This is a genomic window from Streptomyces sp. TSRI0107 (assembly GCF_001905845.1).
In the GTDB taxonomy this organism is placed as follows: domain Bacteria; phylum Actinomycetota; class Actinomycetes; order Streptomycetales; family Streptomycetaceae; genus Streptomyces.
In genome coordinates this window covers 217,900-234,723 of record NZ_LIVZ01000007.1, presented here as the reverse complement: position 1 = coordinate 234,723, position 16,824 = coordinate 217,900, and the positions used below count along the sequence as shown (strand labels likewise).

General features: G+C 72.1%; 16 protein-coding genes. 9 read left to right on the top strand and 7 right to left on the bottom strand.

Annotated elements, in window-relative coordinates; genetic code table 11:
- The first annotated feature begins 104 nt into the window (after positions 1–104).
- The 5 genes from argC to AMK31_RS20310 are packed head-to-tail and all read left to right on the top strand — an operon-like array spanning position 105 to position 4,941.
- Complete coding sequence (gene argC / locus AMK31_RS20330; protein ID WP_073942004.1) at positions 105–1,133, top strand: N-acetyl-gamma-glutamyl-phosphate reductase; 1,029 nt, start codon at positions 105–107, stop codon at positions 1,131–1,133.
- The gene (gene argJ, locus AMK31_RS20325; protein WP_073942003.1) at positions 1,130–2,281 is read left to right on the top strand and encodes a bifunctional glutamate N-acetyltransferase/amino-acid acetyltransferase ArgJ; all 1,152 of its coding nucleotides are present in this window, start codon (positions 1,130–1,132) and stop codon (positions 2,279–2,281) included. Before argC ends, argJ begins: the two co-directional genes overlap by 4 nt.
- On the top strand, positions 2,278–3,195 hold the full coding sequence (argB, locus tag AMK31_RS20320) for an acetylglutamate kinase (RefSeq protein WP_073942002.1): 918 nt from the start codon (positions 2,278–2,280) through the stop codon (positions 3,193–3,195). Before argJ ends, argB begins: the two co-directional genes overlap by 4 nt.
- Positions 3,192–4,388, top strand: a complete 1,197-nt coding sequence (locus AMK31_RS20315) for an acetylornithine transaminase (RefSeq protein WP_073942001.1) — start codon at positions 3,192–3,194, stop codon at positions 4,386–4,388. The genes argB and AMK31_RS20315 overlap by 4 nt, the downstream gene beginning before the upstream one ends.
- A gap of 7 nt (positions 4,389–4,395) precedes the next feature.
- Positions 4,396–4,941 carry an arginine repressor gene (locus tag AMK31_RS20310; protein WP_073942000.1) on the top strand — a complete coding sequence of 182 codons (546 nt, stop codon included), beginning with the start codon at positions 4,396–4,398 and terminating at the stop codon, positions 4,939–4,941.
- A gap of 11 nt (positions 4,942–4,952) precedes the next feature.
- On the opposite strand, the gene AMK31_RS20305 is transcribed toward AMK31_RS20310, so the two are convergent.
- From AMK31_RS20305 to AMK31_RS20280, 6 genes are all read right to left on the bottom strand, one after another.
- Positions 4,953–5,690 carry an FAD:protein FMN transferase gene (locus AMK31_RS20305; protein WP_198948524.1) on the bottom strand — a complete coding sequence of 246 codons (738 nt, stop codon included), beginning with the start codon at positions 5,688–5,690 and terminating at the stop codon, positions 4,953–4,955.
- A 43-nt stretch (positions 5,691–5,733) separates the two neighbouring features.
- On the bottom strand, positions 5,734–6,513 hold the full coding sequence (locus AMK31_RS20300) for an FMN-binding protein (RefSeq protein ID WP_073941998.1): 780 nt from the start codon (positions 6,511–6,513) through the stop codon (positions 5,734–5,736).
- A 40-nt stretch (positions 6,514–6,553) separates the two neighbouring features.
- Positions 6,554–7,936 carry a ferredoxin reductase family protein gene (locus AMK31_RS20295; RefSeq protein WP_073941997.1) on the bottom strand — a complete coding sequence of 461 codons (1,383 nt, stop codon included), beginning with the start codon at positions 7,934–7,936 and terminating at the stop codon, positions 6,554–6,556.
- A gap of 106 nt (positions 7,937–8,042) precedes the next feature.
- Positions 8,043–8,744, bottom strand: a complete 702-nt coding sequence (locus AMK31_RS20290) for a L,D-transpeptidase family protein (protein ID WP_073941996.1) — start codon at positions 8,742–8,744, stop codon at positions 8,043–8,045.
- Between the two features lie 66 nt (positions 8,745–8,810).
- Positions 8,811–9,407, bottom strand: a complete 597-nt coding sequence (locus AMK31_RS20285; RefSeq protein ID WP_073941995.1) for a pyridoxamine 5'-phosphate oxidase family protein — start codon at positions 9,405–9,407, stop codon at positions 8,811–8,813.
- Between the two features lie 106 nt (positions 9,408–9,513).
- Complete coding sequence (locus tag AMK31_RS20280) at positions 9,514–10,332, bottom strand: hypothetical protein (protein ID WP_073941994.1); 819 nt, start codon at positions 10,330–10,332, stop codon at positions 9,514–9,516.
- Positions 10,333–10,506: 174 nt separating this feature from the next.
- Between AMK31_RS20280 and argH the strand changes: the two genes are divergently transcribed.
- The 4 genes from argH to AMK31_RS20260 all read left to right on the top strand — a co-directional run bounded on the left by argH (position 10,507) and on the right by AMK31_RS20260 (position 15,143).
- Positions 10,507–11,934: an argininosuccinate lyase gene (gene argH, locus AMK31_RS20275; RefSeq protein WP_073941993.1), complete on the top strand. Its 1,428-nt coding sequence runs from the start codon at positions 10,507–10,509 to the stop codon at positions 11,932–11,934.
- Between the two features lie 74 nt (positions 11,935–12,008).
- The gene (locus tag AMK31_RS20270) at positions 12,009–12,980 is read left to right on the top strand and encodes an aldo/keto reductase (RefSeq protein ID WP_073941992.1); all 972 of its coding nucleotides are present in this window, start codon (positions 12,009–12,011) and stop codon (positions 12,978–12,980) included.
- 82 nt (positions 12,981–13,062) lie between these two features.
- A complete protein-coding gene (locus AMK31_RS20265; protein ID WP_241842683.1) occupies positions 13,063–13,614 on the top strand; it encodes a TetR/AcrR family transcriptional regulator in 552 nt (183 codons plus the stop codon).
- On the top strand, positions 13,611–15,143 hold the full coding sequence (locus tag AMK31_RS20260; RefSeq protein WP_073941990.1) for an MFS transporter: 1,533 nt from the start codon (positions 13,611–13,613) through the stop codon (positions 15,141–15,143). Before AMK31_RS20265 ends, AMK31_RS20260 begins: the two co-directional genes overlap by 4 nt.
- Before the next feature lie 46 nt (positions 15,144–15,189).
- Here AMK31_RS20260 and AMK31_RS20255 read toward each other — a convergent pair whose 3' ends face one another.
- On the bottom strand, positions 15,190–16,815 hold the full coding sequence (locus tag AMK31_RS20255) for a multicopper oxidase family protein (protein WP_073941989.1): 1,626 nt from the start codon (positions 16,813–16,815) through the stop codon (positions 15,190–15,192).
- Positions 16,816–16,824: the final 9 nt, after the last annotated feature.

Below are 16,824 nucleotides of genomic sequence, written 5' to 3'. Positions count from 1 at the left end.
GTCCGCGAGCCGCTTGTGGTCGCCGGGGAATGGATCACATGGATTGCATAAACGTGCAGCGAAACGTATAGTCATGCCATCCAGGAGGAGGGTCGGAGGGTCCCATGACGGTACGTGCGGCAGTGGCCGGAGCGAGCGGATACGCGGGCGGAGAGCTGCTGCGTCTGCTCCTGACGCACCCCGAGGTCGAGATCGGCGCCCTCACGGGCAACTCCAACGCGGGCCAGCGGCTCGGCGCACTCCAGCCGCACCTGCTGCCGCTCGCCGACCGGGTGCTCCAGGAGACCACCGCCGACGTGCTCGCCGGACACGACGTCGTGTTCCTGGCGCTGCCCCACGGGCAGTCCGCCGCCGTCGCCGAACAGCTCGGACCGGACGTCCTCGTCGTCGACATGGGCGCCGACTTCCGGCTGAAGGACGCCGCCGACTGGGAGCGCTTCTACGGCTCCCCGCACGCCGGGACCTGGCCGTACGGCCTCCCCGAACTCCCGGGTGCCCGCGCCGCGCTGGAGGGGTCCAAGCGCATCGCGGTACCCGGTTGCTATCCCACGGCCGTCTCCCTCGCCCTGTTCCCGGCCTACACCGCCGGGCTCGCCGAGGCCGAGGCCGTGATCGTCGCCGCGTCCGGCACCTCCGGCGCGGGCAAGGCGCCCAAGCCGCACCTGCTGGGCAGCGAGGTCATGGGCTCCATGACGCCGTACGGCGTCGGCGGCGGCCACCGGCACACGCCCGAGATGATCCAGAACCTCAGCGCGGCGGCCGGCGAGCGCATCTCCGTCTCCTTCACCCCGACCCTCGCGCCGATGCCGCGCGGCATCCTCGCCACGTGCAGCGCGAAGGCCAGGCCGGGGGTCACCGCGGACACCGTCCGCGCCGCCTACGAGAAGGCGTTCGCCGACGAGCCCTTCGTCCACCTGCTCCCCGAGGGCCAGTGGCCCGCCACCGCGTCCGTCCAGGCGTGCAACGCCGTCCAGGTGCAGGTCGCGTACGACGAGGCCGCCGGGCGGATCATCGCGATCAGCGCCATCGACAACCTGACCAAGGGCACCGCCGGCGGTGCCGTCCAGAGCATGAACATCGCCTTGGGTCTCGACGAGACCACCGGGCTTTCCACGATCGGAGTCGCACCTTGAGCGTCACGGCAGCCAAGGGATTCACGGCGGCGGGCATCGCCGCCGGGATCAAGGAGAACGGCAACCCGGACCTGGCCCTCGTGGTCAACACCGGGCCGCGCCGCGCCGCCGCGGGCGTCTTCACCTCCAACCGCGTCAAGGCCGCCCCGGTGCTGTGGTCCGAGCAGGTCCTCAGGAGCGGCGAGCTGTCGGCCGTCGTCCTCAACTCCGGCGGCGCCAACGCCTGCACCGGCCCCAAGGGCTTCCAGGACACCCACGCCACCGCCGAGAAGGTCGCGGAGGCGCTGGACATCGGCGCCGGCGAGGTCGCCGTCTGCTCCACCGGCCTCATCGGCGTACTGCTCCCCATGGACAAGCTGCTCCCCGGCGTCGAGACCGCCGCCGCCCAGCTGTCCGAGCACGGCGGCGAGAAGGCCGCCATCGCCATCAAGACCACCGACACCGTCCACAAGACGTCCGTCGTCACCAAGGACGGCTGGACCGTCGGCGGCATGGCCAAGGGCGCCGGCATGCTCGCGCCGGGCCTCGCCACCATGCTGGTCGTCATCACCACCGACGCCGACCTCGACAGCACGGCCCTGGACCGGGCGCTGCGCGCCGCCACCAAGGTCACCTTCGACCGCGTCGACTCCGACGGCTGCATGTCCACCAACGACACCGTCCTGCTGCTCGCCTCCGGCGCCGCAGAGGTCACCCCGGCCTACGAGGAGTTCGCCGAGGCCGTACGACAGGTCTGCGACGACCTCGGCCAGCAGCTGATCCGCGACGCCGAGGGCGCCAGCAAGGACATCAAGGTCGAGGTGATCAACGCGGCGACCGAGGCCGACGCCGTCGAGGTGGGCCGCTCCATCGCCCGCAACAACCTCTTCAAGTGCGCCATCCACGGCGAGGACCCCAACTGGGGCCGTGTCCTCTCCGCGATCGGCACCACCTCCGCCGCCTTCGAGCCCGACCGGCTGAACGTCGCCATCAACGGCGTCTGGGTCTGCAAGAACGGCTCCGTCGGCGAGGACCGCGAGAAGGTCGACATGCGCTACCGCGAGGTGCACATCGTCGCCGACCTCGCCGCCGGCACCGAGACCGCCACCATCTGGACCAACGACCTCACCGCCGACTACGTCCACGAGAACAGCGCCTACAGCTCATGAGCAATCCGACGCGGAAGCACACCGCGCTCCCCAAGGCCCAGACCCTCATCGAGGCGCTGCCCTGGCTGGTCCGGCACAACGGCAAGACCGTCGTCATCAAGTTCGGCGGCAACGCCATGATCGACGAGGACCTGAAGGCCGCCTTCGCCCAGGACGTCGTGTTCCTGCACCACGCCGGCCTCAAGCCGGTCGTCGTGCACGGCGGCGGCCCGCAGATCAGCGCCGCACTCGACAAGCACGGCATCGTCAGCGAGTTCAAGGCCGGCCTGCGCGTCACCACCGAGGAGGCCATGGACGTCGTCCGGATGGTGCTCGCCGGGCAGGTGCAGCGCGAACTGGTCGGGCTGCTCAACCAGCACGGCCCGCTCGCCGTCGGCCTCACCGGCGAGGACGCGCACACCATCACCGCCACCAAGCACCAGCCGCGGATCGACGGCGAATCCGTCGACATCGGCCGGGTCGGCGAGATCACCGACATCGACACCGGCGCGATCGAGGCGCTGCTCGCCGACGGCCGGATCCCGGTCGTCTCGTCGATCGCCCGCTCCCAGGACGACGGACACGTCTACAACGTCAACGCCGACACGGCGGCCGCGGCGCTCGCCGCCGCGCTGGGCGCCGAGACCCTGATGGTCCTGACAGACGTCGAGGGACTGTACGAGGACTGGCCGAACAGCGACGAGGTGATCAGCCGCCTCACCGCCTCCCAGCTGGAGAGACTGCTCCCCGAGCTGTCCTCCGGCATGGTGCCGAAGATGGAGGGCTGCCTGCACGCCGTACGCAACGGCGTCACCACCGCCCGCGTCATCGACGGCCGGGTCCAGCACTCGATCCTGCTGGAGATCTTCACCGACGAGGGCATCGGCACGATGGTCGTGCCCGACGAGAAGCCGGACGGACAGGGGGAGCAATGAGCAACGAGGCACTGACCACGCGCTGGCAGGGCGCGCTCATGAACAACTACGGCACCCCCCGGCTGCCCCTCGTCCGCGGCGAGGGCACCCGGGTGTGGGACGCCGACGGCAAGGAATACCTCGACTTCGTCGGCGGCATCGCGGTCAACGCGCTCGGCCACGCCCACCCCGCGGTCGTCGAGGCCGTCAGCGAGCAGATCGCCGCCCTCGGCCACGTCTCCAACCTCTTCGTCGCCGAACCGCCCGTCGCCCTCGCCGAACGGCTCCTCACGCACTTCGGCCGGGACGGCAAGGTCTACTTCTGCAACTCCGGCGCCGAGGCCAACGAAGGCGCCTTCAAGATCGGCCGGCTCACCGGGCGCACCCACATGGTCGCCACCGAGGGCGGCTTCCACGGCCGCACCATGGGCGCCCTCGCCCTCACCGGCCAGCCCGGCAAGCAGAACGGCTTCCACCCCCTGCCCGGCGACGTCACCCACGTCCCCTACGGCGACGCGCAGGCCCTGGCCGCCGCCGTCACCGAGGAGACCGCGCTCGTCGTCATCGAGCCCATCCAGGGCGAGAACGGCGTCGTCGTCCCGCCGCCCGGCTACCTCAAGGCCGCCCGCGCGATCACCGCCGCCACCGGCTCGCTGCTCGTCCTCGACGAGGTGCAGACCGGCATCGGCCGCACCGGGCACTGGTTCGAGTACCAGGCGCACGAGGGCGTCCTGCCCGACGTCGTCACCCTCGCCAAGGGCCTCGGCGGCGGACTGCCGCTCGGCGCCACCGTCGCCTTCGGCCGCGCCGCCGACCTGCTGAAGCCCGGCCACCACGGCACCACCTTCGGCGGCAACCCCGTCGCCTGCGCCGCCGGCCTCGCCGTCCTCGACACCATCGCGAACGAAGGACTCCTGGAGAACGCCAAGCGGCAGGGCGAGCAGCTGCGGAACGGGATCGAGGGGCTCGGCCACCCGCTCGTCGGCCACGTCCGGGGCGCGGGACTGCTCCTGGGTATCGTGCTCACCGAACCCCTTGCGGCACAGGTGCAGCAGGTGGCTCAGGAAGCGGGCTTCCTGGTGAACGCGCCCGCCCCCGACGTCGTACGGCTGATGCCGCCGCTGAACCTCGGTGACGACGACGTGGCGGCGCTGGTCCAGGCGCTGCCCGGCTTCCTCGACGCAGTCAGCGGGGACGGACGATCCGGAGAATGAGACGACGATGAGCCAGGCGCAGGATCACGAGCAGCCGGGGGCCAACGGACCCGCCGTGCCGCAGACGCGCACCGCCCGCCACCGCCGGATCGTGGACATCCTCAACCGGCAACCGGTGCGCTCCCAGAGCCAGTTGGCGAAGCTGCTCGCCGACGACGGGCTGACCGTCACCCAGGCGACGCTCTCCCGGGACCTGGACGAGCTGAACGCGGTGAAGATCCGCAACACCGACGGCGAACTCATCTACGCGGTGCCGAGCGAGGGGGGTTTCCGCACCCCCCGGGCACCGCTGGGCGAGTCGGCGAAGGAGGAGCGGATGCGGCGGCTCTCCCAGGAGCTGCTGATCTCCGCGGAGGCCTCCGCGAACCTCGTGGTCCTGCGAACGCCCCCGGGGGCGGCGCAGTTCCTCGCCTCGGCGATCGACCAGGCGGAGCTGCACGACATCCTGGGGACCATCGCCGGCGACGACACCCTGCTGCTGATCTCCCGGCAGCCGGACGGCGGGCAGGCACTGGCGGACCACCTGCTGCGGCTGGCTCAGAACGGGCACTGAGCGAGCCCGCCTCACCCCAGCCGAGCCGCCAGGCCCCTGGTGCACCTCACCTCGTCCCCCGCCGTGATCAGCAGGGCCTCCACCTCCGGCAGGCTCTCCAGCCACGCCAGGCCCTCCCTCGCGCCCATCGCGAAGGCGGCCGTCGCCCAGGCGTCCGCCCAGGTCAGGTGCGGGGCCACCACGGTCACCGCGAGCAGGTCGGTGACCGCCGACCTGCGGGTGCGGGGGTCGACGATGTGGGCGCCGCGTTCGGCGGTGCCGGAGGTGGCGACGGCCAGTTCCGTGGTGCCGGACGCCGAGACCACCGCCGCCAGGCCGCCCGGACGCAGCGGGTCGGCGACCCCGACCCGCCACGGCCGCTCGGTCCCGGGAGCGCCCAGCAACTGCACGTCGCCGCCCCCGTTGACGCTCACCCCGCTCGCGCCGGCCAGCGCCAGCACCCGCGCCGCACGTTCGACGGCCCAGCCCTTGACGATGCCGGTGGGGTCGAGGTGGCCCTGGTACGTGGTGCTGAACCAGCCGTCGGTCATCCGCTCCGCCTCGGCGCCCAGCGCCAGCACCTCGGCGACCTCCGGGTCGCACTCCTCGACGGTCAGCTCGCCGCGCGCCAGCCGGGACAGCTGGCTGTCCTCGCGGTAGGTGCTGAACACCGCGTCGGCCCGGTGCAGCCCGTCGACCGCCTCGTCGAGCGCCGCCCGCACGGCACGGGGATCCCCGCCGCGGACGTCGAAGGAGAAGACGGTCCCCATCGTCTCCTCCACCCGACGTACCGCGACGGGAGCTTGCGCGGCCTCACCCACCGATCTGGTCCAGGGCCGACTGCAGGGACTGCTTGTATCCGGCGCTGGTGTAGGTGGCTCCGGACACGGCGTCGATGTCGGCGGTGCCGGCGGCGACGGCGGCCTGGTTGAGGCGGGGTACGGCGTCGGCGGTGATCTGGCCGCTGCGGCCGCCGCTGGGCGCCTGCACGGCTTCGGCCTCGGTGACACGGCCGCCCGCCACGGTGACGCGGACCTGGACGGGGCCGTACTGGGTCTGCGCGACGGCGCCCGTGACCGTACGGGCCTCGGTCTCGGTCTCGGGCTGGGTCTCGGCCTCGGCTCCGGCCTCGGGGCTCGCGCTTCCCATCTGGTCCAGGGCGGACTGGAGTGACTCCTTGTATCCGGCGCTGGTGTAGGTGGCCCCGGACACGGCGTCGATGTCGGCGGTGCCGGCGGCCACGGCGGCCTGGTTGAGGCGGGGTACGGCGTCGGCGGTGATCTGGCCGCTGCGGCCGCCGCTGGGCGCCTGCACGGCCTCGGCCCCGGTGACGCGGCCGTCGGCCACCGTCAGGCGGACCTGGACCGGACCGTACTGGGTCTGGACCGCCTCGCCGGTGAGCGTGGTGGTGCCCGCGCCCCGGGCGCCGCCCTGAGGTGACTGGCCCGCCGCCGTCTGCTGCGGGGCCGCGCCGCCCACCGCCGAGGCGGAGGCCGGGTCGGACGCCGGTTTCAGCGACAGCAGCAACACGATGCCGGACACCGTGGCGGCGGTGGCGAGCAGGGCACGCCGGATCGGGTGGCTCTTCCTCATCGGTCCCAACAGCTCCTGAAATCGCTGGAATTACCGTCGCTCACATCTCGAACGACTCGTGGTGGATACGACGGGCGGGCACTCCCGCGCCGCGCAGCGCCTCGTACACGGACTGCGCGAAGCCGGGCGGCCCGCACAGGAAGACGTCGTGCTTGTCGACGTCCGGCACCTTCTCCTGCAGCCGCTCCGCCGAGATGTCCGGGCGCTCCCCGTCGGGGCTGTTGACCGCGTACATCAGCCGCGCCCCCCGTTCGTCGGCGATGGCGGCCAGCTCGTCCCACAGGGCCAGGTCCTGGGTGCTGTTGGCCCGGTAGAGCAGGGTGATGTCGCCGGCCGCGCCCGGCAGCGTCTCGAACAGGGCCCGCATCGGGGTGATGCCGACCCCTCCCGCCACCAGCAGCACCTTGCCGCGGCTGCGACGCTGCGCGGTCAGCGCCCCGTACGGGCCCTCGGCCCACACCCGGGTGCCGGGGGCCAGCTCGCGCAGCCGGGCGCTGTGGTCGCCGATCGCCTTCACGGTGATGCGCAGCACGCCGGGGCGGGGCGCCGCCGACAGCGAGTACGGGTGCGAACTGAAGCGCATGCCCGACGCCATGAACCGCCACCGGAAGAACTGCCCGGCCTCCGCGCCCATCCGGTGCAGCTTCCGCCCGCCGATCAGCACCGACACGATCCCGGGCGTCTCCTCGATCACGGCCTCGACCCGCATCCGGTGCTTCAGGTTGAGGCGCACCGGGGTGATGACCCGGTACCAGACGACGAGCGCGGTGACCGTCCCGTACAGCCCGTACCAGAAGGTCTTCGCGACCGGCTCCACGGCGAAGTCGTTGCCGGTGCTGATCTGGTGCCAGAACGTCAGGTACACCGCCGCGTACGTCAGAAGGTGCACGTGGTACCAGGTGTCGTACGGCAACCTGCGGCGGACGCCGCCGATCGAGACCAGCCCGATCAGCAGCAGCAGACCGGTGCCGATCGCGGCCTTGCCCATGTCCGGCAGCTGGTTCACCGAGTCGACGGTCTGCTGGACGATGTCACCGAGGCTCCGCCCGGCCTGCAGCGCGTACCCCCACATGATCAGGAAGACGTGCGCGATCACCAGGCAGAGCGTGTAGCGGCCGGTCATCGCGTGCCAGCGGGCCACCCGGTCGGAACCCACTCGCCGCTCCAGCGCGGGCACCCGCGCCATCTGGAGGACCACCAGGGCCATCAGATAGCCCGCGAGCAGGCCGGTGATCCGGCCCGCGCCGAGGATCCGCCCGGTGTCGTCCGCGATCGAGGGAGTGGTGTGCCACCACAGCCACAGCACCCCGCCCGCCCCCGCCCACAGGGCCAGCAGCAGCGGCACGGCGGGGGAGCGGCGCGGGCGGATGCGGCGCATCGTCTGGCGCCGGGCGGCACGGCCGCCTGCGAGCGTGGTGGTCACGGTTCCTCCGGGGACGGGGGCAACGGTGTCTCGTAGTCCCTTGGCCCAGAGATACGTGGGGGAGGCGGCCGGTGTTCAGCGAGCGGCGCGGGTGTTCGCCGGGCGTTCAGTAGCGGGTGACGGCCGTCCGCCCGCTCTCCGTCCCGATGGCGATGTGCGGCCGTTTGCCGGGCTCGGCCCAGGCGAGGATCCGCCGCATCGCGTCCGCCGGCACGGACACACAACCGGCCGTGGCGCCCCGCCCGTCGACATGGAGGAAGATGCCGGCGCCGTGGCCCCGCACGGGCTTCGCGTAGTTGAAGCCGATGACGAGGGCGTGCGCGTACTGCGTGGTGTAGGAGACCAGGTGCTCGGCCTCGGCGGCGCGGCAGTCGGCCGGGCGTGGTTCGGTCCAGCGGTTGTAGGCGCGGGAGCCGTTGTCCTGGCACCACCAGGAGTCCTCGCGGACCGGGCGGTAGCGGTAGGTGGTCCCGCGCGGTGCCGGCTCGATGCCGAAGGCGTACGGCAGGTCGTACAGCCCGGTCGGCGTCGTGTTCGTGCCCTGCCGGCGCGCGGCACCATCGACGAGCCCGTTCGCGCCGAACCTGGCCGCCGCCGAACCCTCCTCCACCCACCGTCCGTCCCGCCGCTCCCACCACGTCACGGTGCCGCGCGTCGCACCGGCCTCCGGCGCCACCGCGGTGATCAGCTGACGGCCGCCCCCGGTGTCGGCCATCCGGTCGGGCAGCACCTCCTCGCCGGACGGCGCGAAGGCGGTGAGGCACACGCAGGCGAGCAGGGCGACGGCGGCGGCGACGGCGGGGCGCATGCCTCCGACGCTAGCGGCGCCCGAGTGCGGCGCCAGTGCGGTTGCGCCGTTCGGGGGCCAGGTGCCCTAGGGGGTGTCCTGGACGAGGGAAGGCAGCGGCAACGGCAGCCCCGGCAGTCCGTCGATGCTGCTCGCCACATGCTCCTTCTTCGCGAAGTAGGCGCTCAGCGAGGCGTCGTCCTCGCGGGCGAACCGCTTGCCGTGCAGGTCGCGGTCCTCGTCGTACGACATGAAGGGGACCGCGTATCCGCAGGTGTCACGGACGAGTTCGGCCGTCACGACGATGATCGCGCGCAGGCCGTGCGAGGTCGTGTCGATGCCGGGGAAGCGGGCGAGGAGGTCCGGGAAGCGCGGGTCGTCACGGAACACCGGCTCCCCGCGGCCGTGCACGCGGACGATGTTCGGCGGGCCCTGGAAGGCACACCACATCAGGGTGATCCGGCCGTTCTCCCGCAGATGGGCGATGGTCTCGGCGTTGGAGCCCGCGAAGTCCAGGTAGGCCACGGTGTGCTCGTCGAGCACCGCGAAGGAGCCCTTGAGGCCCTTGGGGGAGAGGTTGACCGTGCCGTCGCCCGCGAGCGGGGCGGTCGCGGTGAAGAAGACGGGCTGTTCCTCGATGAACGTCCGGAGTCTGCCGTCGATGCGCTCGTAAGTCTTTCCCATGTCTAACGATTATTGATGCACATCGCTCATTTGTCCGACGAATTGCGGCGGTTGCCGGCTGGTGGCCGCCCCGGCCGGCGCTTCCACGGGGCGGCCACCCTCCCTCCTACCGGAGCGTGCAGGCCGCGAGGGCTTCCAGGCCCTGCGGCTTGGTGGTGGTGCGGCCGATGGAGATGGCGATGCGGTCGATGGCGGCGGTTCGTTTGCCTTGGAGGGGGCCGAGGATGGCGTTCTGGACGAAGTTGGGTCCGCCTTGGCCGGCGGTGTCGGTGAGGCGCTTGTTGGCTTCGTCGATCTGGGTCTGGAGGAGGGTGAGGTTGCGGTCGACTTCGGCCTTGGCTGAGGCGGGGATCGCGGGGAGCTTCGACGCCACGTCCGGGCAGCTGATCCTGCCCGCGCGGGCCGGCTGCGTCGCCACCGGACTCGTGGCCACCGGGCTCGTCGCCGTCTGGCTCGGTGCCGCCGTGCCGGTGCCGGTTCCCGCGCCGCCGAGCGTGCAGGCCGCGAGGGCTTCCAGGCCTTGTGGCTTGGTGATGGTGCGGCCGATGGAGATGGCGATGCGGTCGATGGCGGCGGTTCGTTTGCCTTGGAGGGGGCCGAGGATGGCGTTCTGGACGAAGTTGGGTCCGCCTTGGCCGGCGGTGTCGGTGAGGCGCTTGTTGGCTTCGTCGATCTGGGTCTGGAGGAGGGTGAGGTTGCGGTCGACTTCGGCCTTGGCTGAGGCGGGGACGGCGGGGAGCTTCGACGCCACGTCCGGGCAGCTGATCCTGCCCAGGGCGGCCAGGGTGCGGGGGCCGGCGCCGCCGCCGGACGGCTCGCCTGCCAGGGCGGAGCCTGCGATCAGCGCGCCGGACAGCACCACGGCGGCGGCGCCGCCGACGATCGCCACGCGGCGCTTGTCGTACTTGGGAAGTGCCCTGGACATGCGGATGCCTCACTCGGGTCGGGGGGTGTGGGAGAGGTACTGACGGCGCCGGTGTTCGGTGAGCAGTACGAGAAAGCGGTTTCCCCCGTTCAGCACTCCCCGAAATTGACGAATCATGCAGTGTTCTGCATACTCATGCATGACCGAGGCAGTGCGAGGCTAGGAGCAGCGCGAGTGAGCAGCAACAGCGGTGACGTACGGCTCTGGGGCGGCCGTTTCGCCGACGGTCCCGCCGAGGCCCTGGCGAAACTGTCCGCGTCCGTCCACTTCGACTGGCGGCTCGCGCCGTACGACATCGCCGGTTCGCGCGCCCACGCGCGCGTGCTGCACCAGGCGGGCCTCCTCACCGAGGACGAGCTCCAGCGGATGATCGCCGGGCTCGACCAGCTCGAAGCCGACGTCGCCGACGGCTCCTTCGTGGGCACGATCGCCGACGAGGACGTGCACACCGCCCTGGAGCGCGGCCTGCTGGAGCGCCTCGGCCCCGACCTCGGCGGCAAGCTGCGCGCCGGCCGGTCCCGCAACGACCAGGTCGCGACCCTCTTCCGGATGTACCTGCGCGACCACGCCCGCACCATCGGCGGCCTGATCGCCGAGCTTCAGGACGCCCTGATCGGCCTCGCCGAGGCCCACCCCGACGTGGCGATGCCGGGCCGCACCCACCTCCAGCACGCCCAGCCCGTGCTCTTCGCCCACCACGTCCTCGCCCACGTCCAGGCCCTGTCCCGGGACGCCGAGCGGCTGCGCCAGTGGGACGAGCGCACGGCGGTCTCGCCGTACGGCTCGGGCGCCCTCGCGGGCAGCAGCCTCGGCCTGGACCCCGAGGCGGTCGCCCGCGACCTCGGCTTCGAGCACGGCAGCGCCGCGAACTCCATCGACGGCACGGCCTCCCGTGACTTCGTCGCCGAGTTCGCCTTCATCACCGCGATGATCGGGGTGAACCTCTCCCGGATCGCCGAGGAGGTCATCATCTGGAACACGAAGGAGTTCTCCTTCGTGACCCTGCACGACGCCTTCTCCACCGGCTCGTCGATCATGCCGCAGAAGAAGAACCCGGACATCGCGGAGCTGGCGCGCGGCAAGTCGGGCCGCCTCATCGGCAACCTGACCGGTCTGATGGCGACGCTGAAGGCCCTCCCGCTCGCGTACAACCGCGACCTCCAGGAGGACAAGGAGCCGGTCTTCGACTCCATCGACCAGCTGGAGATCCTGCTGCCCGCCTTCACCGGCATGATGGCCACCCTCACCGTGCACCGCGAGCGCATGGAGGAGCTGGCCCCGGCCGGGTTCTCGCTGGCCACCGACATCGCCGAGTGGCTGGTCAAGCAGGGCGTGCCGTTCCGGGTCGCGCACGAGGTGGCCGGCGAGTGCGTGAAGGTCGCCGAGTCCGAGGGCAAGGAGCTGGACGGCCTCACGGACGAGCAGTTCGCGAAGATCTCCGAGCATCTGACGCCCGAGGTGCGGTCCGTCCTCAACGTGCCCGGCGCCCTCGCCTCCCGCGACGGCCGCGGCGGTACGGCGCCCAGCGCGGTCGCCGTGCAGCTGGCCGAGGTGAAGGCGGACGTGGCCGCCCAGCACGGCTGGGCGAACGCCAAGAAGTGACGTGAGGGCATCGCGGGTTACGTTGGTCGTCGAGCCGTACAGCCGCACCGGAGCCGACCGAAACGGAGCCCGCGATGCCCTTCGCCCGTCTCGCGACCGCCACGACGCCCACCTGCCACATCGGCCTGGGTCTCGCCGCCGTCGGCCGCCCCGGTTACATCAACCTCGGACGGGACCGCGACCTCGGAGACGACCGCAGCGTCGACGCGCTGCGCGCACGCACCCACGAACTCCTCGACGCCGCCTACGCCCAGGGCGTCCGCTACTTCGACGCCGCCCGTTCCTACGGCCGCTCCGAGGAGTTCCTGGCGGACTGGCTGACCGCGCACCCGGAAATCGACGACATCGTGGTCGGCAGCAAGTGGGGCTACACCTACACCGCCGACTGGACCACCGACGCCGAGCGGCACGAGGTCAAGGACCACAGCGTCGAGACGTACGAGCGGCAGCGCGCCGAGAGCGCCGCCCTGCTCGGCGACCGGATCGACCTCTACCAGATCCACTCGGTCACCCCGGACAGCCCCGCACTGACCGACAAGGACCTGCACGCCCGGCTCGCCGAGGCCGCCGCGCAGGGCGTCACCGTCGGCTTCTCCACCAGCGGCCCCGCCCAGGCCGACGCGATCCGCGCCGCGCTCGCGGTGACCGTGGACGGCGAGCCGCTGTTCCGTACCGTCCAGTCCACGTACAACGCCCTGGAGACCTCGGCCGCCCCCGCCCTCGCCGAGGCCCACGACGCCGGTCTGACGGTGATCGTCAAGGAGGGCATGGCCAACGGCCGGCTGGCCGAGCCGCACGCCCCGGACGCGCTGAAGGCCGTCGCGGAGGAGACCGGGCTCGGCTGTGACGCCGTCGCCCTGGCCCTGGTTCTGCGGCAGCCGTGGGCGGGCGTGGTCCTGTCCGGCGCGGCCACCGTCACCCAGCTGGCCTCCAACCTGCACGCCCCCGTCGTCGACCTGGACGAGGACCGGCTCACCCGCCTCGCGGCCCTGACGGAGGACCCGCGCGCCTACTGGGAGCGGCGCGGACAGCTGCCCTGGCACTGAGACACCCCCGCCGACCAGCGGCCAATGAGCCACGCACGCCTTGAATGAGACAAAGATGTCTCACTTGGGCTATGGTTGTCTCATGGCCGTCGATCGTGACCACGTACTGCGCAGCGCCGCCGCCCTGCTGACCCGTAAATCCACCGCGACCATGGACGAGGTCGCCAAGGCCGCCGGGATCAGCCGGGCCACGCTGCACCGGCAGTTCGCCGGGCGCGACGCGCTCGTCCGGGCGCTGGAGGCACTGGGCATCGCCGAGTGCGAGGCCGCGCTGGACCGGGCCCGGCTGGACGACGGCCGGGCGGGCGAGGCCGTACGCCGGCTGATCCGCGAGATGGAGCCCGCCGCCGGACTGCTCGCCTTCCTCTACAGCGAGAACCAGCTGTTCGAGGGCGAGGAGCAGAACGCGGGCTGGGCCCGCATCGACACCCGCGTCTCGACCCTGTTCCGGCGCGGCCAGGACAGCGGCGAGTTCCGCATCGACCTCTCGCCGACCTGGCTCACCGAGGCCCTGTACGGCCTGCTCGCCGCCGGCGCCTGGTCGGTACTGGACGGCAAGGTCGCCCGCAACGACTTCCAGTTCATGATCGCCGAGCTGCTGCTCGGCGGCGCACTACGGAGAGAGGAACCATGACCAGCACCCTGCAGCCGGTGACCCCCACGGAGGCGGTGAAGCGTCCGGGCCGCTGGCTCGCGCTGTCCGTCCTCGTGCTCGCCGTGCTGCTGGTGGCCGTCGACGCGACCGTCCTCGGCCTCGCGACCCCGTACATCAGTGAGGACCTGGCACCGACCGGCACCCAGCTGCTGTGGATCGGTGACGTCTACTCGTTCGTCATCGCCGGTCTCCTCGTCAGCATGGGCAGCCTCGGCGACCGCATCGGACGCAAGCGCATCCTGCTGATCGGCGCCACCGCCTTCGGCGCGGTGTCCGTGCTCAACGCCTACGCGACCAGCCCCGAGCTGCTGATCCTCGCGCGGGCGCTGCTCGGTGTCGCCGGCGCGACCCTGATGCCGGCGACCCTCGCCCTGATCCGCAACATCTTCCACGACGCGCGCGAGCGCAGCCTCGCCATCGGCATCTGGGGCGCCACCGCCTCCGCCGGTACGGCGGTCGGCCCGATCGCGGGCGGCTTCCTGCTGGAGCACTTCTGGTGGGGCTCGGTCTTCCTGATCAACCTGCCCGTGATGGCGGTCCTGGTCCTCGTCGGCAGCAAGCTGCTGCCGGAGTCCCGCAACCCGGCCCCGGGCCCGTGGGACCTGCCCAGCGTGCTGCTCTCGCTCGTCGGGATGATCGGCGTGGTGTACGCGGTGAAGGAGGCCGCCACCCACGGCTTCACCTGGGCGACCCTCGCCGCCGGTGCCCTCGGCGCCGCCGCCCTGTACGGCTTCGTACGCCGTCAGCTGACGCTGCCGGTCCCGCTGCTGGACATGCGGCTGTTCCGCAAGCGCGGCTTCGGCGCGGCCGTCCTGGCCGACCTGCTGACCATCCTCGGCATGTCCGGCCTGGTGTTCTTCCTCTCCCAGTACCTGCAGCTGGTGCAGGGCAGGCGGCCGTTCGAGGCGGGGCTGGCCGAACTGCCCGCCGCGATCGGCGCGGTGGCGGCCGGTCTGGTCGCCGGCGCGGCGGCCCGGCGCTTCTCGGTGCGGTCGGTCGTCGCCGGCGGTCTCGCCGCGGTCGGCCTGGCCCTGGCGTCGCTGACCTTCCTCGACCAGTCCACCGGCTACCCGCTGCTCGGCGCCGCCCTGCTGGTCGTCGGCGTGGGCGCCGGGTTCTCCTTCACCGTGACCGCCGACGTCATCCTCGCCTCCGTGCCGAAGGAGCAGGCGGGCTCCGCCTCCGCGGTCTCGGAGACGGCGTACGAACTCGGCGCCGCCCTCGGCATCGCCGTGCTCGGCTCCATCGTCACCGGCGTCTACCGGGGCTTCCCGTCCCCGGCGGGCACCCCCGAGGGCGCCCACGAGTCGCTGGGTGGCGCGGTGGAGGCGGCCCACGGCCTGCCGGCGGACACGGCGGGGGCGCTGCTGGACGCGGCCCGCGAGTCCTTCGTCGACGGCCTGGCCCTCGCGGCGGGTGTGGGCGCGGCGGTCCTGCTGGCGACGGCTGCGGCGGCCTGGTTCCTGCTGAAGGGACAGCGCCTGGAGAGCTCCGGCCACGGCCACTGACCGCCAGGGGGGCGCGGGGCCGTGCCCCGGCGCCCCCGCCCGGGTATCACCGCTTGTATCCGAGAATCGTCATCATGCCGCTCTCCGAGTGGTACTGGTTGTGGCAGTGCAGCATCCACAACCCCGGATTGTCGGCGTCGAAGTCGATGACCAGTTTGCGGTGCGGCAGCACCACCGAGGTGTCCTTGCGCGCGCCCGCCGCGCCGAAGCCGGTGATCGCGAAGGTGTGGCCGTGCAGATGCAGGGGGTGCCACATGTCGGTGGCGTTGATCAGGGTGAGCCGTACCCGTTCCCCGGAGCGGATCGGGTAACGGTGCCGCACGTCGTACGGCTTGTGGTCGAAGCCCCAGTTGTACTTCTCCATCCCGCCGGTGACCCGGATGCGCATCTCGCGGTCGGGTTCCCGGTCGGACAGGGCCACCGACTCGTGCGGCCTCAGCCGCCGCGCCGGGACGATCCGCCTGTCGAGCTCGTCGAGGTGGACGTCCGGCGGGGGATTCCGCCGTCCCCTGTCGGTACGCAGGACGGAGAGGGCCCGGCCCTTCTTGCCCTCGGCGAGTCCGACGAGGGCGAAGACGCCGTCCTTCGCGGTGACGAGCACGTCGTACCGCTCGGCCATGCCGACGAGCAGGGCGTCGGTGTCCCGGTGCTCCACCGGATAGCCGTCGGTGTGCGTGACGGTCATGCTGTGGCCCTCCAGCGCGACCCGGAAGGCGGTGTCGGAACCGGCGTTGATGATGCGCAGCCGGACGCGGTCGCCAGGACGGCAGCGGAACACCGAGGGCCGGGTGGGCAGCCGTCCGTTGGCCAGGAAGTGGGGGTGGGCGACGTTGCCGCTCTCCCCGTCGAGGAGGCGGCTGTAGGAGTTCATCAGCACCCGGGAGGGCCCCGACGGCTTTCCGGCCGACGGCGAGCCGTGCGAGTGCTCGGGCGTGCCGCGCTCCGACCCCATGCCCATCCCCATGCCGCCCGAGTGCATGGATCCGCTCGCGCCGGGCTTGAGCTGTTCGAGCACCCCGTCGGGGGTGGAGCCCTCCACACCGTCGAGCCAGTCGTCCAGGACGACGATCCACTCCTCGTCGTAGGCGAGCGGCTCTTTCGGGTCGTCGATGATGAAGGGGGTGTACAGGGCGCGGTCGGGCTGCATCCCGACGTGGGAGTGGAGCAGGTAGGTGCCCGGGTGGGGGACGGCGAAGCGGTAGAGGAAGTCGGCTCCGGGCTCGATCTCCGGCTGGGTCAGGCCGGGAGTGCCGTCCATGTCGCAGCGCAGGCGCAGCCCGTGCGAGTGCAGCGTGGTCGGGGCGGGCAGCCGGTTGGCGAGCGTCAGGCTGAGGATGCCCCCCGCTGTGGCGCGCACCAGCGGGCCCGGCACCGCGTCGTCGTAGGCCCAGGTCCGGACGGTGCGCCCGCCCAGGTCCAGCAGGGACTCGGCGGCGGTGAGCCGCAGCGTGCGGACGGGGCCCGAGCCGCGTTCCCGCTCGGCGGCCTCGACTTCCGGATCCGACGGGTTGATGTACCCCGAGGGCCCCGGCGGGACGAAGTCACCCTGGAGACCGGTGTGTTCTGGGCCGGAGCGGGGCTCGGGGCCGGAGTCGGTGCAGGCCGCCAGGAGTCCCGCGCCGGCACCGGCGATCGGGGCACGGAGGAGGGTACGCCGCGAAGGTGTGTGCATGCCTAGATA